The following is a 24,380-nucleotide window of genomic DNA, read 5'->3' as shown; positions in this document are numbered from 1 at the left end:
ATGAAAAGAAACCTGCCCGTGAAAAAAGCTTTGCGCGATGCGCTTGATGACCGTGGATACACCACGCTGACCCCGGTGCAGGAAGCCGTGCTGGACCCGGAGCTTGCCAGCAAGGATCTGCTGGTCTCCGCGCAAACCGGGTCGGGCAAGACGCTGGGATTTGGTCTGGCGATTGCACCGACGCTGCTGGGAGAAGGCGAAGCATTTGATCCGGCGGATGCGCCGCTTGCTTTGGTTATCGCGCCTACGCGAGAGTTGGCGTTGCAGGTCAAGCGGGAGCTCAGCTGGCTTTTTGCCAAGGCGGGGGCGGTGCTGGCGTCTTGCGTGGGTGGCATGGACATGCGGGACGAGCGGCGCGCATTGGCGCGCGGTGCGCATATCGTTGTGGCCACGCCGGGGCGTTTGCGCGATCACATCATGCGGGGATCGATCGATTTGGGCGGCTTGCGCGCTGTGGTGCTGGATGAAGCGGATGAGATGCTCGATTTGGGGTTCCGCGAGGATCTGGAGTTCATTCTGGGTGAAGCGCCCAAGGAACGTCAGACGCTGCTGTTTTCTGCCACGGTGCCGAAATCCATCGCACAGCTTGCCAAGAGTTATCAAAAGGACGCGGTGCGGGTTGTCACCAAATCGGAGGCCAAGCAGCACGCGGATATCGAATACCGTGCGATGATGGTGGCCGAACGCGATACGGAAAACGCGGTGATCAACGCACTGCTGTATTACCGCGCGCCCAATGCCATTGTCTTTGGCAACACCCGCGCGATGGTGAACCGGCTGACAACGCGGCTGTCCAACCGGGGGTTCCGCGTTGTGGCGCTATCGGGGGAATTGTCTCAGGCGGAGCGGACACATGCCTTGCAGGCGATGCGCGACGGGCGGGCGGATGTCTGCGTGGCCACGGATGTGGCGGCGCGGGGCATTGATCTGCCGAACCTTGATCTGGTGGTGCATGCAGAGCTTCCGTCGAACCATGAGACACTTTTGCACCGCTCGGGTCGGACGGGTCGCGCGGGGCGCAAAGGGACGTCGGCGCTGGTCGTGACCAACAAGACCCGCAAGAAGGCGGAGCGTATTCTGGGCATGGCAAAGCTGCGCGCGGAATGGGCTACGGCACCTTCGGCGGAGGAGGTGAACGCCCGCGAAGAAGAGCGGATGTTGACAGAGACGGATTGGTCGCAGGACGTTTCCGAAGGAGAGCAGGAAACCGTTACCAAGCTGGTCGACGGATTCTCAACTGAGCAATTGGCGGCGGCCTATTTGCGTCTGTATCGTGCTGTTCGGTCCGCGCCGGAAGAATTGGCGGAAGTGGGCGCAAAGCCCGAGCCGCGTAAAGCCTTCGGTCCCAGCAAATGGTTTTCCGTTTCAGGAGGACGCCAGAAAGGAGCAGAGCCACGGCGGTTGCTGCCCATGCTGTGCAAGGCTGGCAATCTGGACAAGGACGACATCGGTGCGATCCGCATCCAGGATGACCATTCGCTTGTGGAGATTAAGGACAGCAGTGTTGCTGGTTTCCTGCAGGCCCTGGGGCAAGGGATGAGCATTGAAGGCGATGCCGTGACGGCGCTCGACAAGCCGCCGTCTTTTGCGAAGGGGCCAAAGCCGGAATATGGCGGGCCGCGCAAAGCGGCGCACCGCGGGTCGTCCGCAGACCGTGCTGCGCCCAAGAGTAAATCGCCACCAAAGCCAACCCCTCCAGTCGACTGGAATGACCAGCCCGAGCCACGCAAACGCAAACCCAAGCCGGAGGACCGCCCCAGTAAAGGGGACGCGCCGCGCAAGAAGTTGTCGGTGAACACTGATGCGACGGGAGAGGGCAAGCCAGTGCGTGCGCGCAAGCCCCGCACAGGCCCAAAGGGCCCACCGCCCCCCAAGGGCAAGGCCAGCAGCAAGAAGAACCGGGCGCGGTCGCTTGCGGCGAAGCCGGGTAAAGGCGGATCCAAGGGCGGGCCAGGGACACCAAGACGATCCAAGGGTTCCTGAGGCAGGTCACCCCTTTGCCTTGAGTGCGAAATAAGGAATGCTGCAGAAACTGACACAACTGCGCAGGACCCCATGGCCCATACCTATGACACCGGACGTCTGAACCTGCCGTTTGTCGGCATTTCCACCTTTGCCAAGTCACCCTACCAACCGGACTGGTCGGCGATTGACGCCGATATTGCGGTTCTTGGGGCCCCTTACGACTTTGGCACGCAATGGCGGTCCGGCGCGCGTTTTGGTCCGCGTTCCATACGGGAGGCAAGCACGCTTTTCGCCTTTGGCCATGGCGGTGCCTATGACCATGAGGATGACACCACCTATCTTGAGGGTGTGCGCATGGTGGATATCGGGGACGCGGACATCGTGCACACCGACACGATGGGAAGCCATGCCAATATTGAAACAGGTGTGCGCGCGATCCTGAAGGCAGGTGCGCTTCCGGTTGTTTTGGGGGGCGACCATTCGATCAACATCCCCTGCATAAACGCGTTTGCGGACCATGGTCCGATCCATTTGGTGCAGTTCGATGCGCATCTTGATTTCGTCGATGAACGGCATGGCGTACGTTTTGGTCACGGCAATCCGATGCGCCGCGCTGCCGAGAAGGAACATGTTACCGGCCTGACGCAGCTTGGTATTCGAAACGTTAGTTCCACCGCGAAGGAAGGATACGATGACGCGCGGCGGATGGGGTCGGATATTCTGTCAGTGCGGCAAATCCGCAAACTGGGGGTGGAAAGCGTTCTGGAGCGTATCCCTGCAGGCGTCGATTACTATATCACGATTGATATTGATGGATTTGACCCGTCTATCGCGCCGGGAACAGGTACGCCGAGCCATGGCGGGTTTCTGTACTACGATGTTCTGGAACTGCTGGACGGGCTATGCAAGCGCGGCCGGGTTGTAGGCATTGATCTTGTCGAGGTCGCGCCAGACTACGATCATAGTGGCACCACGGCGATTCTGGCGGCGCAGGTGTTGCTGAATTTGATGGGGCGCGTCATGGCGCAACGCTAGGGGCCGACGACGGGCGGAGGGGTTGGCGTGTTGGTTAGCGCGAAGATGATGAACAGCACGGCAGGCAGCAGGATCGCCAGCGCAAGGCAAGCCAGATACTCTCGTCGGGCGCGGCGCGCCGCACGCAATTCCGGAAAATCGCCGGAGAGATCGTTGAAGATACCGCCCAAAGGTAACATTCTGTCGTCCTAATCTGCCTGAACCCACGGACTTCTGTCCGCTGTTGTCGGGCTCTCTTGCCTAAGGCAGAGTATTCCTTCTTCGGCATCTTCCGCTCAATTGACCGATTTTAATCGGGTTCGGGAACATGCATCTTCCTCCAATGGGTGATTTTTTTACCTATCGCATTGGAAACGATGCGCCGATTTTGGCCGGTTTTCGCGGCTGATTGTTTGCGAATTGGAAATTAAGAAGGAAACTGGCCGGTATTGTGCCGATATCGTAGCGATTAGTGTGATCTTTTTGCGCCAACGGATCAGGCTTATGGTCCGACTTCCGCTCCAACCTGAGAATCACGTTGGCGCTCAATCTGCCTGGCTACGCCGACCTTCGAACGTTTTCAGTATGATACCGGCCTTTTCGAGTTGACTGCGGACCGAAGCGGCAATCGCCACGGCTTCGGCGGTGTCACCATGCAGGCAGATGGTATCGATCTGTGTTTCTATCTTCTTGCCACCTTCGGTCAGGATTGCACCGGCTTGCACCATCTCGACCATGCGGCGGCCAGCAAGATCGGCGTCATGTATGACTGCGCCGGGTTTGGAGCGGTCCACCAATGTTGCATCGTCGTTGTAGGCCCGGTCGGCGAAGATCTCTCCGGCCCAGCGGCATCCAAGGGCACGCACGGCGTCTTCCTGTGCGGTCGCGGCCAGCACCATGATGATCAGATCAGGTGATACGCCAAGCGCGGCCTGATAAAGGTCGTGCGCGAGTTTTTCGTCCTCTGACGCCATGTTGGCCAATGCACCATGCAGTTTCAGGTGGCGCACCGTTGCGCCTTGGCTGCGGGCCATGCCGACACTGGCCGCAACCTGATACCTTACCTGGTTCTGCAATGTCGCGCGGGGTACCGACATGCGATTGCGACCAAATCCGGCAAGATCCATGAAGCCCGGATGGGCTCCGATGCCAACGCCATTTTCATGTGCAATGCGCATGGTCTGGGCCATGACATCTGCATCTCCCGCATGGCCACCACAGGCGATATTCGCGGACGTTACGATTTTCAGAAGGCTGGTATCGTCGCCCATGGTCCAAGGACCAAAGCTTTCGCCCATATCTGCATTCAGATCGACGGTTGGCATGGGTTTACTCCTCGAACGGATTGGCGGTTGCGGAAATGGCGCCGCTGACCATTTGATAAGCCAGCAGATCCCGGATCGTCGCGGGGTCGCGGATCAGCGGGGTAACGCGGCTGCGCAGGGTGGTCAAATACTGTTGATGACGTTGTTGCAGCGCGACGGCTTCATCCATTTTGACGTAGGTGAAGTGGACAGCGGTTCCTGGCTGGGTCTGGGCCATACGAGGCAGGTCACAGGGGATGACTGTACCAATCCGGGGATAGCCGCCGGTCGTCTGGCATTCATACATGAGCACGAAAGGGGCGCCGTCGCCCGCGATCTGAATGTCACCCGGCACGACAACTTCCGATACGATGCTGAGTTGCGCACCGGTGCTGAAACCTTCGCCGTCGTGGTCCATCCGCAGGCCCATGCGGTCACCGCGCGGGTCACGACGGAAAGTGGTTTGCGTAAAGCGTTCGCGGGTTTCCACTGAAAAGGCTTCCGTTTGCATGGATGCAACGACGCGGATTGCGCCCCCATCAAGTCGGTTCTGAGGGGATATCGCCTGGGATGTCTCCCCGCCCTTGTCGGCACCAAGGGGCAGTCGGTCACCGGTCTGAAGGGTGTTGCCGACGCCAGCGCGCAGATGTGCTGCGCGGGCGCCCATCACCAGCGGCGTGTCAATGCCGCCGCCGACATGGAGGTATCCATAGCTGCCATTTCGTGCACCCCCGATGCTGAGCGTCGCACCTGCAGGCAACAGATGACTGGCGTTCCAGACAAGCGGTGATCCGTCGATGTTGGCCGCCATGGTGGCCCCCGTGAGGGCGATACGCACATCCGCGTCAGAACGAAAACTACCGCCCGAACCCGCCATCTCGATTGCGGCGCAACTGGCGGCTTGTCCAAGCAAGGCGGCACCCTCAAACAGGGCATCTGTGTCCATGGCCCCTGCAACGGTCAGGCCTTGCGCGCGAAACCCGTGGCGGCCAAGGTCCTGTACGCTCAGCGCCGCGCCGGTTTGCACGATCTCCAGCGTTGCACTCATGCGAGGACCTCATGCGTCGCGCCGCCGTTGCCGGAGGTGTCCTTGCGGCTTATCCTGTCGAATTCCTGTGGTGTGATGCTGGGGAAGACAAGCTCATCCCCCGGTGCAAGTGCAAAGGGGTTCGGCGTGCCGGGGCGGAAATTCTCGAACGCTGTCTGACCGATGTGGCGCCATCCGGTGGGAGAGGCGTTGGTAAAGGTGATCAACTGGCGGATCGCAATCACGAGCGCACCGCGTGGGACGGATTTGGTCAGCCCTTCCTGGCGGGGGATGTTCCAGGTCTCACTAAGCTCCCCCATGTAGGGCTGCCCGGGGGCAAAACCGATAGTAAGCACCCGCACCCGCGAGGTGGAGATTTCCGCGATGGCGGCGTCGGGGTCGACACCGGCCACCGCAGCGGCTTCTTCCAGTTGCGGGGCAAGGTCGGTGCCATAGACCGTGGGGACATGCCACAGGGTCCTGCCAGCGGGGAGGGGCGCACTGGTCCAGTCCTGCTGCGACAACAGGTCTTCGATGCGCTCTGTGATGGCGTCGATCGGTGTGATGGCAAGATCGATTTCCAGAAACGTGGAGACAAGCGACGTGCTGGTTTCCCGCACTTCGGGCCAGTGTTCGGCATCGACTGCTGCGCGAAAGGCAAGGGCAGCGCGGTTGGCCGATTCATTCATGCGTTCGGCGAATGTGATCAGGATACCTGACAATCCCACGGTCCGGATCAGCGGTCGCTTGCTTTTCTCAGTCATGGCGCAAGGCCCTTGCATAGAGTTTCGGCATCAGTACCGGTGTGAGGTACATGGGCAGTTGCCAGCAGCCGATGAAGATCATCAACGGGGCAAGAATGTCGGCGGGCAGGGCCACCAGAAAGATCGCCACATTGCGGTTTCCAGCAGCCAGCGCGATGGGTCCGGCGAAGGGTCGCAACGGGCTGCGGCGCAGCACCATCAGGGCAAGTAGTTGAAGACCATAGCCAATGGCAAAGGCCAGCAGTGCCCAGTTCAGCACGACCCGGGGATCGGCGCGTAGGGCGGGGTTGAGCGCCGCCATCAGCCCCACGACGATGATGCAAAAGGCGAGGACTGACAGCCCGTCCAGCGCCTTGATCTGCCCCGGCGACGGGTCGGGAAAGACGCGCGCGCGCAGCGTGAATCCCACGACGGTCGCAAGGGCAATTACTGCCAGCAAGCTGAGCGCGGCACCAAGGATATCGCCTGCTGCGCCCAGTTGCGGCATCGCCCAAAGCACCGGCAGGACGGTTACCGGAAAGGCGGCCGTGCCGAGCACGAGAATCTGCATCATCCGTCCAGCGTCCAGCCGCATGATCAGCGCAAGATTGACGCTGCCGGTTATCGCGGGCGCGGCAGATGTCAGCACAACAGCAAGGGCCGCGGGCGTGTCGCTGAGACCGGCCAGATGCAGCAGGCCCAGCAAGATCAGCGGCACCACCATCTGCAAGGCCACGATGACGGCCAGACCCCAGCGCAGATCGCCAATGGCGCCCAGCGCCTCGCGGTGCCCGACCCGAAGCGCGGTTGTCACCAGCAGCAGCGCCACCATGTGCGGCAACCATGGCACCATCGCCGCCGCAAGGCTGGGCAGTGCAAGCCCGCCAATCAGCCCAACGACCAGACAGGCGCGCGCATGGGTCGATATCGCCCAGAGTATGCGGTGCAGCATCGCGCACCTCTACGTAGGCGAATTGCGCATGTTGTCGGGCAACCATGTGGCAATCTCCGGGAACCAGATCAGGACAAAGACCATCAGCACCATGATGGCGAACATCGGCAGTGCGGCACGGGTGATGTACCCCATTTCGTGATTGGTCATGCCTTGCAGCACGAACAGGTTGAACCCGATGGGCGGCGTGATCTGCGCCATCTCGATGACGACAACCACGAAGATGCCAAACCAGATCAGGTCGATCCCCGCGCCGCGCACCATGGGCTCCACCACGGCCATCGTCAGCACGATGGCTGAAATGCCATCAAGGAACATGCCAAGGACGATGTAGAAGACCAGCAGCGCCATCAAAAGCTGGAAGCGGGACAACTCCATCGCTGCGATTCCGTCGGCCAGCGACCGGGGCAGGCCCGTGAACCCCATGGACAGCTTCAGAAAAGCGGCCCCCGCAAGGATAAGCGCAATCATGGCGGAGGTGCGCATGGCGCCCATCAGGCTGGTACGAAAACTGTCCCATGTCAGGGAGCCTTGCAGCGATGCCAAGACCAGCGCACCGATGACACCGATCGCGGCGGCTTCGGTGGCTGTGGCCAGCCCTGCGTACATCGATCCGATCACCACAGTGATCAAGGCGAAGACCGGTATCAGGAACCGCGAATTTGCCAGCTTTTCTGAAAAGCTCATCCCGCGTTCGTCTGTCGGGTTCCAGTCCTTTGAGACAAAGCTGGTGATCGCGACATAGGCCATGAACATGCCTGCGAGCACGAGGCCGGGAAACACGCCGGCAAAAAACAGCTTGGTGATGCTTTCGTTAACGGTCACGCCGTAGACGATCAGCGCCAGCGATGGGGGGATCATCAGGCCAAGTGTGGCCGCACCGGCCAGCGTGCCGATTACCATCTTTTCGGGGTACTTGCGCGCGCGCAGTTCGGGAATGGCCATCTTGCCGACGGTCGTCAGCGTCGCCGCCGAAGACCCGGAGACAGCAGCAAAGACAGTGCAGGACACGATGTTGGTATGCACCAGCCCCCCTGGCAGACGCGCGAGCCACGGCGAAAGGCCCTTGAACATGTCCTCAGATAATCTCGTGCGATAAAGAATTTCGCCCATCCAGATGAACAGCGGCAGCGCGGTCAATGTCCAGGATGAGGATGAAGCCCAGATCGTCGTGATCATCGTGTCCCCGACCGGACGGGTGGTGAACAATTCCATCCCGACCCAGGCGACGCCCATCAAGGCCAGGCCAACCCAGACGCCGGTTCCCAGAAGAAAGAAAAGGACGAAAAGGAAAAGGATGATGGCATAAAGTTCGGTCATGATCCTACTCCGCCATGTTTTCGTCGAGGGACGCACGCGTCATGCGGTGGTGCCCCCTGAACAGGACGGAAAGCAGGTTATCTGTCAGCGCAATGGCAAGGATCGCGCCCCCGACGACCATGACAGATTGAGGTATCCAGAGCTTGATGGCGTCCTGCGCTTGGCTGATCTCGTTAAACTTCCAGGACCAGTAAACAAACCAATAGGCGTAATAGGTGAAATACCACGCGATCAGGGCGCCAAGGCCGAAACACCAGATTTCAAGCAGCCGTTTCGGCCCGCTTTGGACTGCGTTCAACAGGATCGACACTCGGATGTGTGCGCTGTGATTAAGCGCATTTGCGAAGGCAAGGAAACTGGCGGCGGCCATGGCATAGCCCGCGTAATTGGCCGCACCGGGAAAGATTTCTCCGGTCCAGCGTGCCACCATCTGCGCGACGATCAGGCCAAGGATGGCGATTAGACACAGCGCGGCCAATACGCCGGAGGCCGCATACAGAAAATCGAGTGACCTGCGGATGAGCGTCATGAGAAGCCCTTTCTTCAGAGCGGTTGGGTCAACTGACCCGCATCAATTGATGGTAAGGCATGGCGCGCGACACATCTGCGCGATGCGTGTGGGTGAGGCCGCTCAAACGGCCTCGCCCTATCAGGATTATTCCATCGCCTTGAAGGCATCGACGATTGCCTTGCCTTCTTCGCCCGCCGCTTCGAGCCATTCAGCGGTCATGGTCTCACCCACGCTGCGCAGACCGGACATCAGTTCGTCACCCGCCGGACCGACGGTCATGCCGCCTTCGGCCAGCCCGTCCATGGTAAATTGGGTGTAGTCCTTGGACGCCTGCAACCCGCGCTCCTGCGCTTCGCCTGCGCAGCTTGTGATGATGCCTTTGTGTGCGTCTGAAGTGCCTTCCCAGACGCCCTTGTTCACCATGACGTAGTTGTAAGGCAGCCAGGCGTCGACCTCGTAGAAATGCGTCAGGCTTTCCCAGACCTTGCGGTCATAGCCCGTCGCCCCGGATGAGATCATTGATTCCGCTACACCCGTTGCGAAGGCCTGGCTGATCTCGGCGGCTTCGATGGTGACGGGCAGCATGCCGGTCAGTTCCGCCAGACGGCTGGTCGCGTTGTTGTAGGACCGGAACTTGATCCCTTCCATATCCGCGACGCTGTTCACTTCCTTCTTGAAGTACAGACCCTGTGGCGGCCATGGCACGGCATAGAGCATCACGAGGTTCTGCTCATCCAGGACCTTTTCGATGGCTGGTTTGGCCGCTTCGAACAGATTTGCGCTGTCGTCGAACGATGGGGCCAGGAAAGGGACGGAATCGAAGCCAAAGAGCGCGTTTTCATTCTGGTGGCCAGACAGCAGACGCTCCCCGATCTGGACCTGACCGGTCTGGATCGCGCGTTTGATGTCTGCGCCTGCAAAAAGTGAGCCACCGGGGTGGACGGTGATTTCGATATCGCCCTGCGTGCCTTTGGTGACGCATTCCGCGAAAGTCACGCCATTCTCAGAATGGAAGTTGGACGCGGAATAGGCCATCGGCATGTCCCATTTCTCTGCCGCGACCGCGGGCAGTGCGGCTGTCATTGCTACGGCGGCGCTTGCCACGCCGGTCATCAGTTTCGTTGTCAGTTTCATTGGTTGTCTCCCTGTTGGTTTATGCTTTGCGGTTCGTGAACCGCTGTGGGTGATAGGGGGCAAGATCGGTGTTGATCCCTTGCCCCGCGATCAATCCGGCGATCAGGCGGCCCGTTTTCGGCCCGCCCGTCAACCCGATATGGTGGTGCCCGAAGGCCGTATAGACCCGGCTTTCGCCGATCTGCCCGATCAGGGGCAGGCTATCGCTGGGGGCGGGTCGGTGTCCCAGCCATTCGATTTCGTTCTTGGCTTGCAGGTTTGGAAAGGCTTCGTGGACCTGACGCCGCAGCAGGGCAAGCGGCGCTTTTGATGGCCCGGCTTCCAGCCCGCCAAATTCCACGATCCCGGCGCAGCGCAGCCCCTGCTCCATCGGCGTGGCCACGAATTTGCCACTGGCGACCATCGTCGGACGAGACGGTCCGCCGGTCGCATCTTCGAACACGACATGATATCCGCGCTCCGCCTCCAGCGGCACGTTGATGCCCAGCTTTTGCATCAGCGGTTTTGACCAGACGCCAGTGGCCAGAACCAGTTCATCGCATGCAATGGTGCCTTGTGTCGTCTCAACGCCAGTCACCGTGTCGTCGGCCAGGGTGATATCCTTGACGTCGGCGGTAATGATCTTGCCGCCCATCCCCTCGAAAGCTTGTGCCAGGGCCTGCACGTAACCCCCGGGGCTGCGGATGAAGCCGTGGTTTTTCATGACCGCAAGGCAGGTGATGTCAGGGCCAAGGTTGGGTTCATATTCGCGCATTTCGCCACCGTCGAGCAGGGTAGGGGTGAACCCCGCCTGCTTGCGCAACTCCCATGTGTAGCTTTCGCTCTCGAACGCGGCGCGGTCGCGGTAGGCAAAGCAATAGTCACTGTCGGTGACCCAGTCGCCCAGCCCCAAATCCGTGCAAAGGCTCTTGTGCTGTTCGACACTGTCGCTGACGATTGGCGTCAGATCGCGCGCAATGCGGCGGGTGTCGGTATCGTTGGCATGGCTGACGTAACGTATTAGCCATGGCATCAGTCGTGGCAGATAGGACCATCGCAGAAACAGGGGGAAGTCCGGGTTCATCAGCATGCCGGGCGCCTTGCGGATCATGCCCGGTGCGGTGACGGGCACCATCGCACAGGCCGCCAGCACGCCAGCATTTCCATGCGATGTCCCGGTTCCGGGGGCAAGTCGGTCCACGATGGTGACATCCAGGCCTGCGCGGCGCAGCCAGATCGCGGAGGAAACCCCCACAATACCCGCACCAACGACAACGACATGGCGGGTCATGTTATCTGGCCTTCTGCCGGTGCAGACATGGATGCGAATCTCCCCATTCAGCGGCATCATTGCATGAATGCGTAAAACATCAACAAAATGTTTGTAATTTGTCATTGATACGCGCTGACCTTGCGCCACGCACGGCAGCCCGGCATGAAGTGGGGGTCATGAAGGATCTACGTCGCATGAAGAAAAGCGGTGCAAAACTGGGCATCCTGATGTTGGATACGGCTTTCCCGCGCGTGCTGGGGGACGTCGGAAATCCCACCAGTTTTTCGTTCGACGTTCGGTACCATGTTGTTACTGGCGCAACGCCGACCGCCATTGTGCGCGGTGATCAGGGTCCGTTCGTTGCCGCGTTCATCGCTGTCGGCCGTGACCTGATTGCGCAGGGCTGCACCGGGATCGCGACAACCTGCGGGTTTCTCTCGCTACAGCGGGCTGCGTTGACCGATGCGCTGGGCGTGCCTGTCGCCGCATCGGCGCTGGAACAAGTGGCGCAGATCAAAGCGATGCTTGCGCCTGAAAAGAAGGTGGGCGTGCTGACGATCTCCGCTGAAAGCCTGTCAGCGGAGCACCTGAAGGCCGCGGGTGCGCCCGAGGATACGTTGATTGCCGGGATGGATGGCAGCCATTTCGCCGATGCCATTCTGGGTAATCATAACCATCTGGACATCGCACGCGCCCGGTCCGAAATGGTCGCGGCGGCAGCGCAGTTCGTGAAGGATCAGCCGGATATCAGCGCGCTGGTGCTGGAATGCACAAACATGCCGCCCTATGCCGCTGACATCGCCTCTGCCACGGGACTGCCGGTCTATACCATCCTGACATATCTGACGTGGTTCGAAGCGGGTTTGCCACCTTTCCGACGATGATCAGGCGCGGGCGTCTTCAAGGATCAGATCACTCGCCTTCTCTCCGATCATGATGGCGGGCGCGTTGGTGTTGCCCGATACGATCTCGGGCATGATCGAACAATCCGCCACCCGCAGTCCCGCGATACCGTGAACGCGCAACCGGGCATCCACCACGGCATCCTTGCCATTGCCCATCTTGCAGGTGCCGGTTGGGTGATAGATCGACGCGGTGTTATTGCGCGCCCAGTCCAGCGTCGCGTCATAATCATTCATGTCCAGCGTTGAATGGGGGCGGAACTCTTCCGAGATTTTCGAGGTCAGCGGCGCGTGGCGGGCAATGGTGCGCGCAATGTTCACCCCTTTGACGATGGTCTGGCAATCCGCTTGGGTCGAAAGGTAGTTCGGAATGATCTTTGGATAGGTACGGGGATTGGCGTCGTTCAGCCTGATTTCGCCCCTGCTTTCGGGGCGCAGCTGACAGACCGACATGGTAAAGGCCGAAAATTTGTCGGCCCCCTTGCCGGGATTCTCGGCCGACAACGGCTGGACGTGGAATTGAATGTCCGGGGTTTCCAGATCAGCGCGCGTTTTCATGAAACCCGTTGCGAGGCTGGCCGCCATTGTCATTGGGCCTGATCGGAACATCATGTACTTCAGCCCGATTCGAGCCTGTCCCATCAAGCTGCTGACTTCGTCGTTCAGCGTGGGTTCATTGCATTTGTAGACCAGTCGGGCCTGAAGATGGTCCTGCAGGTTCTTTCCCACACCCGCAAGGTCCTGTTTGACCTCAATGCCGTGATCGCCAAGCTGTGCGGCCTCTCCGACACCTGAAACCATAAGCAATTGGGGTGAATTGATGGCCCCGCCGCACAAGACGACCTCCCGGTTTGCAGTGATTGTCCGGCTGCGTCCGCTGCGATCCCTGTAGGTCACGCCGGTTGCCCGGTTCTGCTTGATGTCGATCTTGTCGACTTGGGCGTGGGTGATGATCTGAAGGTTCTCGCGCTTCTTGATCGGGTTGAGATAGGCCACAGCGGAACTGCACCGCCGTCCGTTGCGCGAGGTGAGTTGGAAAAAACCCACACCCTCCTGATCGGCACCATTGTAATCCGGATTGAACGGATAGCCCGCGGCCTGTGCCGCGGCGACCCAGGCGTCGGTGATCGGGCGCTGAATGCGCATGTTCGAGACTGACAGGGGGCCCTTATCACCGTGATAGGCGTCTGCACCGCGTTCGTTACGCTCTGCGCGCTTGAACAGCGGCAGAATATCCTCCCACCCCCACCCGGTATTTCCCATTTGCCGCCAGCGGTCATAATCCTGCGGCTGGCCGCGCACATAGAGCAATCCGTTCAGCGATGAAGACCCGCCCAGAACCTTGCCGCGCGGCCATTCGATCGAACGTCCGTTCAGGCCCGGATCCGGCTCTGTCTTGTAGCACCAGTCTACCTTGGGATTGTGAATGGTTTTGAAATAGCCGACCGGAATATGGATCCAGGGGTTAAGGTCCCGACCGCCTGCCTCCAGCAGCACCACCTTGTTGCCGGGATCAGCGCTGAGCCGATTGGCCAGAACGCAGCCCGCGGAACCCGCCCCGACGATGATGAAGTCCGCATTCATTTCCGCTGTCCTCTCCCTCGTTGCAGAAAATTCTATACAGGTGACAGGAATCAAGCTAGTGTTTTTTGATACCATAAGTCTCATTTTTGGAGACATTGCATCGTAAGGGAGGAATCACGATGAAGGTACAAGAGAAACTGAAGGGGATATCGCGTCGCGATTTGTTCCGGCTTGCGGGGCAGTACGGGATGAGCTCAACCCTGCTTGCAGCGGGCACATTCGGTGGCGCCATGAGCTTGGGCAACCTCGCCAAGGCGGCGGAATCGACCTATGAAAAGCGCTTTGCCAAGGAGCCGAAGTTCACTTTCAAGTTCGGTGCGGCCGGTTTCAATGCGCGCAACCTGTTGATTGAACGTGCAGGTGCACTTGAATTTTCCCGCGATCTGGAAAGCCGCACAGACGGTGAAATCCGCGTCGAATTCATTGGTGACAACCAGATTTGTGGCCAGACATCCTGCGTTGAGAAGACCCAGCAGGGCATCGTTGATATCTATGCGGCCTCCACGCAAAACTCGGCCGGTGGTGCGCCTTACCTGAACGTGCTGGACTATGCGTATATGTTCCCGTCGCGTGCTGCGCAGTATCACTTCCTGTATTCCCCTGAGTCGCAGAAACTGCTGCGTGAGCCCTACGAAAAACGCCACGGTCTGAAATTCCTGTTCAGCCATTGCGAATTGCGTGGCATCCAGTTGGGTCTGGGCTGGGAAGACCGTCCGACAGTGACAAAACTGGAAGAACTGTTCGGCACAAAGAACCGCGTGACGGGGACGCAGCTTGGTCGTATTGCCATGCAGGCGCTCAACCTCAATCCGGTTCCGGTTGCCTGGGAAGAGACCCTTGATGGCCTCAAGCAAGGCTTGATCGATGGTGCGGAAACCTGGGCGTCGGCTGTGGCCTATGCCAACATGTCGCCGGTTGTTTCGCAGTCGGTTGATCTGAAGTTCTTCTGCGGAACGGAGCACACCGCGATGTCTGCGGCGGCTTTTGACAGCCTCGGTGGAGAGTTGCAGGATGCGGTGATGGAATCCGCCTATTGGGCGCAAACGCATGTTCAGGCTGCAAACGAAGCGGCATTGGTCAAGACGGTCGGCCATTCCGATCCGCAGTTGCCGGGCACCATCTTTGCGGAAAACAACGTCCGCAACGCCTTCCTTGCAGACGACCAGATCAAGATGGCCGAGGAAATGTGCTCACCCGAGTTCCAGCCTCAGCTTTGGGAACAGTGGCGCGAGCGGCTGAACGGTTGGTCCGGTGGCCTGGATACGTATCAGGAAATCTATGACATCGCGCGTCAGATTCCGGTGGATACACTGCCAGAAAACGTCGAACCGCGCCGCTGGTGGAAGGCCTAAAGCCTTTTCGCTAGGATTTGGGAAGGGGGGGTCGGCCGGAGAATTCGGCCGCCCCTGATCGTCTGCGCTGCCGAGGAGGGCGGTGCATTGAGATGCATGGAATGAGGGAGGGGCGCCATGTCAACCTTGGCGGATGCGGTGACCATTGTCACATCGACGTTGGCGGGTGATATCGACTTTTCGGTTGTGCAGGCGTACCGGTCGCCGGCGGCTTGGTGGGTTTTCACGCCCATCACCCTGTTGGGTGGTTTGCTGGTCTACTACATCTACAAGAAGGTGCCTTTTCTGGACCGCCATCTGGAGCGGTCGATTGTCGTTTATACCTACATTGTGATCGCCTTGATCATTTTTGCAGGCGTCCTGCAGCGGTTCGGTCCGAATTTCTGGTGGTTCCCCGAAGCCTGGGCGGGACAGCCCGCCTGGTCCACAACGATCCCACCGCTGTTGTTCATGATCATGGCGTGGTTTGGATGCGCCTTCAACGTGCGCCTTCGGACACATCTGAGCTTCAACGAATTTCGAACGAAGTTTGGCGCAACTGGCCAGATCATCGCACTTGGGATGGATGCAATCCTGTGGATGGGGTTCTGCATTATTGTTGTCACCACAACCGCGCGGGTTACCGTGAACAGCTACGATAATTTCCAGATCGTTCTGGGCACCGATAACCTGATGCAGTGGATGTTCCTGATCACTGTGCCCTTCGCCTTCATCCTGATGGCGGGCCGGGTCTGGGAAAACTTGTTCGAGGACCTGCAGCGCTACCGAAAGGGTGAAACGTTGATCGAACAAGCCGTCATCGGGGGGGACGTGTGATGACCGATGGAACGTGGATCACGCTTATCTCCCTTGGGGTGACGATGCTGTTCATGCTGGGGGTGCCGGTCCTGCTGGTCATCTTCTATTGGGTCGTCGGATGCTCCTTCGTCATGGGACTGACGCTGGACAATACCGGCGCGGAGCTTCTGAACGTCTTCAACAAGGGCTTTGCGCTGCTTGCAATGCCGCTTTTCATTCTGACAGGGGATTTGATCAACCGATCAGGCATCGCGCGCAGGTTGTCGGATTTCGCCTATGCCTGCCTGGGATGGCTGCGAGGTGGTCTGGCGATGGCGTCCATCGGGGCCTGTGGACTTTTCGCGGCAATTTCCGGCTCGAATTCCGCGACCACGGCAACTATCGGGTCAATGCTTCATCCGGAGATGGTCAAGGGTGGCTACGATGAACGTTTCTCAGCTGCGACCGCGGCGGCGGGCGGTACGGTCGGGATCATCATTCCGCCCTCAATCATCTTCATCGTCTATGGGTTTTTGATGAACCTGCCGATCTCTGATCTGTTCATCGCGGGTATCGTGCCAGGTTCCTTGATGGTGCTGGCCATGATGACGGCCTGCTTTATCATCTGCTACATCAACAAATGGGGTTTTCTGATAACGCTAAGCCCCTGGCGCGTGTTCAAAACGGCGGTCGGCGCGTGGCTTGGTTTCTTTGCCATCGGTCTGGTACTTTGGGGTATCTATACCGGCAAGTTTTCTCCGACCGAAGCTGCCGGAGTTACCGTGGGCTTTTGTATCATCGTCGGTGTGGTGTCATGGCCGCTCAACCGGTTGATGGGCAGCACGCCAGACACGCCGGTTGAAGAAAAGTCACTGGCGTCCATGGTCGTGGTCGAGGGGTTCACCCCGCTGGATATCCCGTCGATTGTCGTGCGGTCGGCGCAGATCACCGGCATCCTCGCACCGTTGATCGCGGTTTCGGTGGTGATGCAACAAATCCTGTCTTTGTTGGGAGCGCAGGCCGTGATCGGCGGGTTTGTGACGGGGATGGGCGGGTACTACCCCGTCCTCTTTACCGCAATGGCGATTGTGTTCGTGGCCGGGATGATCCTTGAATCGCTACCCGTTACGATCATTCTGGCACCCATCCTTGCGCCTATTGCGCATTCGGTCGGCGTTGACCCGGTGCAGTTCGCGGTGATCTTCCTTGTCGGTGCGTCCATCGGATTCATCACGCCACCCTACGGGCTGAACCTCTATGTGGCTTCGGGGGTCACCGGCGTGCCCTACTTCCGCTTACTGCGCTATGCGACCCTTTACCTAGTGTCCCTTGTCGCAGTCTGGTTTTGCGTGGCGCTTTTCCCGTCGCTCTCCCAGACACTGTTGCCGGGCGGTGGCCTTTATGAGTTGCTTAGTGGGGGGAATTGAGGTGTCTTACGTGAGTGGTATTTGTGACCCTGACTAGGAACGAGAGCTTTGTATGGCTGATGCGAGTGCACCCGAAAAAACGATTCCGACAAATCTGAGACTGCTCATGGTGTTGGAGGAGATCGCGGCGGCGGGTGTCCCGGTAACGCCTACGGCGGTGAACGAAAGCCTCGGGCTTCCCAAGGCGACCGTGCATCGCCTCTTTCACAGGTTGGAGCAGGAAGGCTTCCTGCAACGCGACATCGACGGCAGATCCTATTCTGCGGGTCTGCGGCTGCGAAAAATCTCGATCAATGTGTTGTCTTCCAGTCGGGTGCGTACGGTTCGCCTTGCGGTGTTGAACGCGCTGACCGCTGACATTGGCGAAACCTGCAACATCGCGACGCCGGAACGCGACGGCATGGTTTATCTGGACCGGGTGGAAACCAAGTGGCCGCTGCGCATCCAACTGCCTATTGGCACCACAGTGCCTTTTCACTGTACGGCCAGCGGCAAGATGTACCTGTCCACGCTGGCACCGCGAATGCTGTCGAAATACCTCGCGGCTGCGATCATGGATGTGCATACGGCCAGAACGCTGACCCGACCGGAAGACATCCACCGGGAGATCGAGACGACGCGCAACAACGGCTACGCCACGGATGACGAGGAGTTCATGGATGGGATGGTGGCGATTGCCGTGCCGATCATGGACGATCTTGGCCGATTGATGTCGACGCTTTCCGTCCATGCGCCCACCCAGCGGATTTCCATGGATGACCTGAAGGGCCATCTTGGCAGGCTGATGAAAGCCGCGTCAGATCTATCCGAGATGGCGCTGCGCTGAGCCCCGCAACCAGCCATCATCAAAGATGACCTTGCTGACACCAGCCAGTTTGATCAGGCGGTCCAACTCCCTTTCGAATGCGTGCTGTCTGCCTTTGCCCCAGACGGTCTTTCCTTCGGGCCAAAGGGCGTGCACCCGCAAATGATCGGCATCGCGAAAGGCTTTCATGTCGACGCGTCCAACCAGTTTGTCACCTTCCAGAATGGGAAAGACGTAATAGCCGAACCGCCTCTGCGGTGCGGGTACAAAAACTTCGATCCGGTAATCAAAACCAAAAAGCCGCTCCGCCCGTTTGCGATCCCGCAGGGCCGGATCAAACGGACTGAGCACGCGCAGGCGCGGACAGGGTGCGGTCTCAAGCGCGGGGTCAGCCGCCAGACCGGGTCGCGCGAAGGCAGGTTTGACGGTGCCATCAGCCCCGGTGATTGCAACCTCCTCCAGACGCCCCGCAGTTTTTTCGGCCATGCACCATGCCTTTGCTTCTGCGGGGGTCACATGCGCCCAGAAAGCCGCCAACTCGCCATGGGTAGCAAAACCTAGGCGGTGCAGCGCCTGATCACAGCACCAGTCGATCGTCGCCTGAACATCCGGAGCGGAAGCCTCATCGCACAGATGCGTTTCAAGAACCCGCTCAGTCAGGTCGTACTTCTTGCGAAACCCGTCGCGCCCGACCACGCAAAGTGCGCCTGACCGCCAAAGGTATTCCAGCGCGGTCTTGGAAGGGTGCCAATCCCACCATCCGCCTGATCCGCGTGCTTCGTCCTTGCCGACATCACCCGATGTGACGGGCCCTTCTGACCTGATCTGATCCAGCACGACCTGAAACTGCCGCTCAAAACCCGCCCGCCGGTCATCCCGCCACCGGGCGCGCAGCCTTTCGGCGTCCCGCTGGCGGCGCAGGTGCCACCATGGATAGAAAGCCATTGGGATCACAGCCGCGTCATGGGTCCAATGCTCAAACAGCCCACCGTCCCGTTCGTATAGGTGCTTGAGCGATTTGGGCCGGTACCGGGGACGGCGGGAGAACAGGATCAGATCATGCGCCCGCGCCACGGTATTGATGCTGTCGAGCTGAACAAATCCAAGGCTCTCGATAAGCTCAGCAAGGGCAGCCCCCCGTGCCTCACCCGTTGGGGCTTCGCTCAATCGGTGGCGATCAAGAAAAATCCGCCTTGCGTCAGTGTTGCTTAGCGTCAGCACAGGTCAAAGGCGTTTGCGGCGCAACGTATCCCCGAAGGATAAGGTGGGTGTCAGCGTCACCTGGTCCGGTATGTCGGGATCAGGTTCATTGCTGGACTGGTTCAAGACAATCCGGGCGGCGGCTTGTCCGATTTCGATCCGGCAGGCATCCATCGTGGCAAGCTGCCGCGGCAGCCCCTGCAACAACTCGACCCCATTGAACCCCGCAAGCCCGATCCGGCCGGGAATGTCGATCCCCTCATCCAGCAGATAAAGCAATCCACCAGCCCCGATCATGTCGTTGGAATAGTAAAGGAAATCCAGATCAGGCGACCGTTCGAGCATCTCCTGCGTCATTTCTCGTCCCTTGGCCAGGGCAGAGCCACCCGAATAGAACGCACGGTCCTCGATTTCGATCCCTGCCTTGGCAAGACCCTCGGTAAATCCTTCGAACCTTTTGCGCGCCCGGTGGTCCAGAGGCATCTTGGTGCCCATGAAGCCGATATGCTCATACCCCTCCTTGAGGATGGCGTTGGCCATTTCCCTGCCTGCACGGCGGTGGGAAATACCCACCATCGCATCCACGGGGCGCCCGTCGGTATCCATGATTTCCACCACGGGGATACCCGCATTGCGCAGCATCGCGGTTGTCGCTTCTGAATGTTCAAGACCCGCTATGATGACGCCGGACGGTCGCCACGACAGCATCTCATAGAGCACACGTTCCTCTTTTTCCGGCAGATAGTCTGTGACGCCGACCACCGGTTGCAATGGCGTATCTTCAAGCACTTGGTTGATCCCGTTGAGCACTTCGGGAAAGACCATGTTGGACAGGGAAGGTATGATCACAGCCACCAGATTGACCCGCTGCGATGCCAGCGACCCGGCAATCTGGTTGGGGACATATCCAAGTTCCTTGGCAGCGGCCAAGACCTTGTCCCGTGTCCCTTGCGAGACATCCCCACGGTTGCGCAAGACGCGGCTGACGGTCATCTCAGAGACGCCGCAAGCCTCTGATACATCACGCAAGGTAAGCGCGCGGCGGGGAGCTGTGGTCAATTCAGGTATCCAGTCTTTTCCTTACAGTTAGCGCGAACAGATACGTGCAATCAAGGTTCCTCCCGCGATACCGCAATCCGGCCATGACAATGGCCGTTCGCTCGTCTAAACCAAACCCGCGCGGCCCCGTGGCTCAACTGGATAGAGCAGCCCCCTCCTAAGGGGCAGGTTGCAGGTTCGAATCCTGCCGGGGTCGCCAGAAACCTTGACTGATTGCGAATGGTTTCGTGTCTGATCATACTGCGGCTCTGGCGTTAGTGTCGTGAGCATCTGTCGCCGCGATATCCGTTTTACCAGATGGGCCTGCGATGACCGTGCGTTTCTTTTCCGACAAACACCGCCCGGTGCATATGGGCCCCTATCCGACGGAGCGGTTGGCGCGACGGGCGGGGGCGGCTGACCTGTCGCAGGTGCCGCAGGCCTTGCAGCTTTCGTTTGATCGCCCGTCAGATCCACGATCCATCGTGAATGCGATGCGCGAACATCAGGCGATGTTGGATGCGATTCGGGGTGGTCTGGTCAATCCTGTCATCGCGGAGGCGCCCGTTGATCCGGCGACGCGGGCGCAGCATCTCAAGGCTTTTGGATATTTCGCGGATGCTGCCGTGGTCGGGATTTGCGACCTTTCTGCCCATGCTGTTTTGGATAAGCCTTATGTGAACCCAGATGTTGACCGTCTTTCGCGAGACTTGCAGACGCGACAGACCAAGACGCTGGCGTCGGGCATCGACCTGATCATGGCTGATCTGAGGGACTCCATGGCAGCCGCGCCGACGGGCATCGAAGGCCACACGCATGCGCTGGTCCTGCTGTATGAAAACCCGCGCGCGCCGGAACCGGGTGAGGTGGGTTGTGACTGGATCAAGGATGCGCAGGCGCACCGCGCGGGGCTGCTGGCAGCGGAAACGGCGGTTGTGCTGGCCAATTATCTGCGGGTGTTGGGGCATGACGCACGGGGTCATACGGTCTCCAGCTCCGATGTCGATCTGAACAAGCTGGCGGTTGCGGCGGGCCTCGCAACGGTCAAAGATGGTATGTTGCATCATCCCTATATCGGGACGCGTTTTGGCCTTTCGGCAGTGACCACGTGTTTTGACATGTCCCCCGACCGCCCCCTTGCCGATCTGTCGGACCAACCGAGATCGGCCTTCGGGATCGGTTGGAACCTGGGCGTGGGCACGGCGAAGGGTCAGATCAATGCCGTACCCTATGCCAAGCGCCGCTTTGTGGATGGCGCGCACCGGTTCGAGACGCTCAAGCGGGTGGATACGCCGACAACCTTCATTGATGAGCCTCATGTCGCGCGGGTCCCCAAGCGCACGGATATGTTCGCCCGGGCGCAATTCGGGGACATGGGCAAGAAACTGCAGGACGGTGCCAAGGGCGGGCATTACGTGCGCAAGGCGGCACCTTCAACGGCGCAGCGCAGGGCATTGGGTGCGTTTGTTCTGCTGCAGGATGGGGAAGCCGCCGCGCAGCAGGTTCCGCTTGGTCCGCAGGAAGCGGCCGATTTGATCAAGGCGACCAGCTATTTTCTAGGGGTGGATGCTATCGGTATTTCGCGGTGTCCTGACTGGGCGTGGTACAGCCACGATGCGCGGGGCGAGGAAATTGACCCGCCGCATGATCAGGCCATCAACATGATTATCGATCAGGGCTACGAGACGATGGAGGGGTCGTCGGGCGATGATTGGATCGCCGTGGCACAATCCATGCGCGCCTATCTGCGGTTTTCGCTGATCGGCGGGGTGATCGCGAAACAGATCCGCAACCTGGGATATGCCGCAAAGGCGCATACGGTAATGGACGGGGAAGTGTTGCAGCCGCCGTTGCTTTTGCTGTCCGGGCTGGGTGAGGTCAGCCGCATCGGCGAGGTGATCCTGAACCCCTTTCTGGGGCCACGTCTGAAATCGGGCACTGTGACCACGGACCTGCCGCTGGCCCATGACAAACCTATCGACTTTGGCCTGCAACGGTTCTGCGAAAGCTGCAATAAATGTGCGCGGGAATGCCCGTCGGGTGCGATTACCGCGGGTCCGAAGCTGATGTTCAACGGGTACGAGATCTGGAAATCGGACAGCCAGAAATGCGCGACCTACCGCATCACCACCCCCGGCGGTGCAATGTGCGGGCGGTGCATGAAGACCTGTCCCTGGAACCTTGAGGGACTTTTCAAGGAGAAACCGTTTCGCTGGGCGGCGATGAATGTGCCGCAGCTGGCACCCGCGCTTGCGCGGCTCGATGACGTTGTTGAGAATGGCGCGCTGAACCCGGTCAAGAAATGGTGGTGGGATCTGGAGATCGGGGAGGACGGTGGGTATCGGCCCACGCGCAATTCCGTCAATGCGCGCGGGCTGCAAAAGGATCTTGACCTGAAATATGAGGATCAGACACTGGCGGTCTATCCCGCCCCGCTGGCGCCGCATCCTTATCCCTATCCGTTTCCGATGGACCGTGAAGCCGGGATTGCGGCCTATCAGGCGATGATCACCGCCGAAGAGCACAAGTCCCTGCTGGAGCGGGACGAACAGGGGCATCTGCATATCTATTCTGCCGCCGGGGACAGTCCGGTGATCCAGGTTGACGTCACCCTCGCGGAGCGAAGCGCAGAGGGGATCATGAAGTACGAACTCACCCCCGTGGGCGGAGGTGACCTGCCAGAATGGCGGGCAGGCGCGCATCTCGACATTGTGGTCGCGCCGGAATTCCTGCGGCAATATTCGATGTCGGGTGATCCGGCGGATCGGTCAAAGTACCAGATTGTCGTCTTGCGGGAAGATGCGGGGCGGGGGGGGTCAAAGCTGATGCACCGGATTTTCACGCAAGGACGACGGGTGTTCATTTCCCGACCGATCAACCACTTCCCCCTTGTTGCGGCGGCAACGCGATCCATCCTGATGGGCGGCGGGATCGGGATCACGCCGATGATCGCCATGGCGCACGAATTGCATGCGCAGGGGCGCGACTTCGTCGTGCATTACTCCGGCCGGTCGCGCGCAACGATGGCGCTGCTGGATGATATCAAGGGGTTTGCGTGGGCCGACCGCGTCCATCTGCATATCACCGATGAAGGCACCCGCGCCGATCTCGATAAAATCCTGGAAGGGTACCGCGAGGGCTGGCATCTTTATACCTGCGGGGCGGATCGCTACATGGTGGCCGTGATGGATGCCGCCGACCGGGCCGGTTTCCCTGAGGAGGCGAGGCACCTTGAGTATTTTTCGGTGCCTGAGCAGCCGGAATACGTCAATCATCCGTTTACCCTCAGACTGGCCAGATCGGGCCGTGATCTGATCATCCCGCCGGATAAATCGGCAACGGACGTTCTTGCCGAAAATGGATACCGGATCGATGTGAAATGCAGTGATGGTATCTGTGGGGTGTGCAAATGCGGCCTTGTCGGCGGCGATGTGGAGCATCGGGATTTTGTCCTCTCCAAGGCGCAGCGCCAAGACCAGATCATCCTCTGCCAGTCGCGCGCCGCACAGAAGGATGGCGTGATCGAAATTGATCTTTGACCCGTTGTTGATTGGGCCGGCACCGTCGTTGTGAAGGCATTCGCTACGCGGTAACTGTTGGCCATGGCGACGGATGATGATTTCGATTTGCAGGACTTCCTGCCCTACCTGCTCAATCAAGCGGCGGATGTGTCCAGCATCGGTTTTCAAGGTTATTACAAGGCCCGATACGGGATGCTGCGCACCGAATGGCGGGTGCTTTTCCATCTTGGGCGCTATGGCATGATGACCGCAAAAGAGGTCTGCACCCGCGCGCGTATCCACAAGACCAAGGTCAGCCGGGCCGTCGCCGCGCTGGAGGACAAACGCTTCCTGATCCGAACCGCGTTGCCCAGTGACCGCCGACACGATGCGCTCAGGCTGACGCGGCAAGGCAAGGTCGCCTATGCAGACCTGCGGGAGGAAGCCAGGCGCTATGACACGGCGCTGATGGCCGATGTGCCGGCAGAACACCGCGAGGTGCTTCGCGGTTGTCTGATCCGAATTGCCGGCTTGTCCGGGAAACGCTGACTGGCCATGGGGCATTGATGGCTT

The 24,380-nt window shown here is 59.7% G+C and carries 21 protein-coding genes and 1 tRNA gene; 10 read left to right on the top strand and 12 right to left on the bottom strand.

Annotated features, from left to right (window positions below):
- Positions 1-18 precede the first annotated feature (18 nt).
- Both AB4X18_RS06900 and speB read left to right on the top strand, forming a co-directional pair.
- Positions 19-1,983 carry a DEAD/DEAH box helicase gene (locus tag AB4X18_RS06900; RefSeq protein ID WP_370399393.1) on the top strand — a complete coding sequence of 655 codons (1,965 nt, stop codon included), beginning with the start codon at positions 19-21 and terminating at the stop codon, positions 1,981-1,983.
- 72 nt (positions 1,984-2,055) lie between these two features.
- Positions 2,056-3,000 carry an agmatinase gene (gene speB, locus AB4X18_RS06895; RefSeq protein WP_370399392.1) on the top strand — a complete coding sequence of 315 codons (945 nt, stop codon included), beginning with the start codon at positions 2,056-2,058 and terminating at the stop codon, positions 2,998-3,000.
- Here the strand turns inward: speB and AB4X18_RS06890 are convergent.
- The 9 genes from AB4X18_RS06890 to AB4X18_RS06850 form a co-directional block, all read right to left on the bottom strand.
- Positions 2,997-3,179, bottom strand: a complete 183-nt coding sequence (locus tag AB4X18_RS06890; RefSeq protein WP_370399391.1) for a hypothetical protein — start codon at positions 3,177-3,179, stop codon at positions 2,997-2,999. The two genes, speB and AB4X18_RS06890, sit on opposite strands and share 4 nt — an antisense overlap.
- Positions 3,180-3,524: 345 nt before the next feature.
- Positions 3,525-4,304 (bottom strand): LamB/YcsF family protein, encoded by a 780-nt coding sequence (locus AB4X18_RS06885; protein WP_370399390.1) that lies wholly within the window; start codon positions 4,302-4,304, stop codon positions 3,525-3,527.
- Between the two features lie 4 nt (positions 4,305-4,308).
- The gene (locus tag AB4X18_RS06880; RefSeq protein WP_370399389.1) at positions 4,309-5,331 is read right to left on the bottom strand and encodes a biotin-dependent carboxyltransferase family protein; all 1,023 of its coding nucleotides are present in this window, start codon (positions 5,329-5,331) and stop codon (positions 4,309-4,311) included.
- Entirely contained in the window at positions 5,328-6,074 is a 747-nt protein-coding gene (locus tag AB4X18_RS06875; protein WP_370399388.1) for a 5-oxoprolinase subunit B family protein, read from the bottom strand. The genes AB4X18_RS06880 and AB4X18_RS06875 overlap by 4 nt, the downstream gene beginning before the upstream one ends.
- Positions 6,067-7,005 carry a hypothetical protein gene (locus AB4X18_RS06870; protein ID WP_370399387.1) on the bottom strand — a complete coding sequence of 313 codons (939 nt, stop codon included), beginning with the start codon at positions 7,003-7,005 and terminating at the stop codon, positions 6,067-6,069. The genes AB4X18_RS06875 and AB4X18_RS06870 overlap by 8 nt, the downstream gene beginning before the upstream one ends.
- A 9-nt stretch (positions 7,006-7,014) precedes the next feature.
- Positions 7,015-8,325, bottom strand: a complete 1,311-nt coding sequence (locus tag AB4X18_RS06865) for a TRAP transporter large permease (protein WP_370399386.1) — start codon at positions 8,323-8,325, stop codon at positions 7,015-7,017.
- A 4-nt stretch (positions 8,326-8,329) separates the two neighbouring features.
- On the bottom strand, positions 8,330-8,854 hold the full coding sequence (locus AB4X18_RS06860) for a TRAP transporter small permease (protein ID WP_370399385.1): 525 nt from the start codon (positions 8,852-8,854) through the stop codon (positions 8,330-8,332).
- A gap of 126 nt (positions 8,855-8,980) precedes the next feature.
- Positions 8,981-9,970, bottom strand: a complete 990-nt coding sequence (locus tag AB4X18_RS06855; RefSeq protein WP_370399384.1) for a TRAP transporter substrate-binding protein — start codon at positions 9,968-9,970, stop codon at positions 8,981-8,983.
- A gap of 19 nt (positions 9,971-9,989) precedes the next feature.
- A complete protein-coding gene (locus AB4X18_RS06850) occupies positions 9,990-11,297 on the bottom strand; it encodes an NAD(P)/FAD-dependent oxidoreductase (RefSeq protein WP_432817412.1) in 1,308 nt (435 codons plus the stop codon).
- A 101-nt stretch (positions 11,298-11,398) separates the two neighbouring features.
- On the opposite strand from AB4X18_RS06850, the gene AB4X18_RS06845 reads away from it, so the two are divergent.
- On the top strand, positions 11,399-12,106 hold the full coding sequence (locus tag AB4X18_RS06845; RefSeq protein WP_432817221.1) for an aspartate/glutamate racemase family protein: 708 nt from the start codon (positions 11,399-11,401) through the stop codon (positions 12,104-12,106).
- On the opposite strand, the gene AB4X18_RS06840 is transcribed toward AB4X18_RS06845, so the two are convergent.
- A complete protein-coding gene (locus AB4X18_RS06840) occupies positions 12,107-13,708 on the bottom strand; it encodes a GMC family oxidoreductase (protein WP_370399381.1) in 1,602 nt (533 codons plus the stop codon). It lies immediately after the preceding gene.
- A gap of 119 nt (positions 13,709-13,827) precedes the next feature.
- On the opposite strand from AB4X18_RS06840, the gene AB4X18_RS06835 reads away from it, so the two are divergent.
- From AB4X18_RS06835 to AB4X18_RS06820, 4 genes are all read left to right on the top strand, one after another.
- The gene (locus tag AB4X18_RS06835) at positions 13,828-15,060 is read left to right on the top strand and encodes a TRAP transporter substrate-binding protein (RefSeq protein ID WP_370399380.1); all 1,233 of its coding nucleotides are present in this window, start codon (positions 13,828-13,830) and stop codon (positions 15,058-15,060) included.
- A gap of 117 nt (positions 15,061-15,177) precedes the next feature.
- On the top strand, positions 15,178-15,876 hold the full coding sequence (locus AB4X18_RS06830; protein ID WP_432817220.1) for a TRAP transporter small permease: 699 nt from the start codon (positions 15,178-15,180) through the stop codon (positions 15,874-15,876).
- Positions 15,876-17,264, top strand: a complete 1,389-nt coding sequence (locus AB4X18_RS06825; RefSeq protein ID WP_370399378.1) for a TRAP transporter large permease — start codon at positions 15,876-15,878, stop codon at positions 17,262-17,264. Before AB4X18_RS06830 ends, AB4X18_RS06825 begins: the two co-directional genes overlap by 1 nt.
- Positions 17,265-17,316: 52 nt before the next feature.
- Positions 17,317-18,090 carry an IclR family transcriptional regulator gene (locus AB4X18_RS06820; protein ID WP_370399377.1) on the top strand — a complete coding sequence of 258 codons (774 nt, stop codon included), beginning with the start codon at positions 17,317-17,319 and terminating at the stop codon, positions 18,088-18,090.
- Here the strand turns inward: AB4X18_RS06820 and AB4X18_RS06815 are convergent.
- Both AB4X18_RS06815 and AB4X18_RS06810 read right to left on the bottom strand, forming a co-directional pair.
- Positions 18,067-19,236 (bottom strand): winged helix-turn-helix domain-containing protein, encoded by a 1,170-nt coding sequence (locus tag AB4X18_RS06815; RefSeq protein WP_370399376.1) that lies wholly within the window; start codon positions 19,234-19,236, stop codon positions 18,067-18,069. The two genes, AB4X18_RS06820 and AB4X18_RS06815, sit on opposite strands and share 24 nt — an antisense overlap.
- A gap of 57 nt (positions 19,237-19,293) precedes the next feature.
- Positions 19,294-20,328 (bottom strand): LacI family DNA-binding transcriptional regulator, encoded by a 1,035-nt coding sequence (locus AB4X18_RS06810; RefSeq protein WP_370399375.1) that lies wholly within the window; start codon positions 20,326-20,328, stop codon positions 19,294-19,296.
- Between the two features lie 122 nt (positions 20,329-20,450).
- Between AB4X18_RS06810 and AB4X18_RS06805 the strand changes: the two genes are divergently transcribed.
- The 3 genes from AB4X18_RS06805 to AB4X18_RS06795 all read left to right on the top strand — a co-directional run bounded on the left by AB4X18_RS06805 (position 20,451) and on the right by AB4X18_RS06795 (position 24,356).
- A tRNA-Arg gene (locus AB4X18_RS06805) sits at positions 20,451-20,527 on the top strand.
- A gap of 109 nt (positions 20,528-20,636) precedes the next feature.
- A complete protein-coding gene (locus AB4X18_RS06800) occupies positions 20,637-23,846 on the top strand; it encodes a reductive dehalogenase (RefSeq protein ID WP_432817219.1) in 3,210 nt (1,069 codons plus the stop codon).
- A gap of 63 nt (positions 23,847-23,909) precedes the next feature.
- Positions 23,910-24,356: a MarR family winged helix-turn-helix transcriptional regulator gene (locus AB4X18_RS06795; RefSeq protein ID WP_370399374.1), complete on the top strand. Its 447-nt coding sequence runs from the start codon at positions 23,910-23,912 to the stop codon at positions 24,354-24,356.
- Positions 24,357-24,380: the final 24 nt, after the last annotated feature.

The sequence above is a fragment of the Sulfitobacter rhodophyticola genome (assembly GCF_041281685.2).
In the GTDB taxonomy this organism is placed as follows: Bacteria; Pseudomonadota; Alphaproteobacteria; order Rhodobacterales; family Rhodobacteraceae; genus Sulfitobacter.
This window is presented reverse-complemented; position numbering and strand designations above follow the sequence as displayed.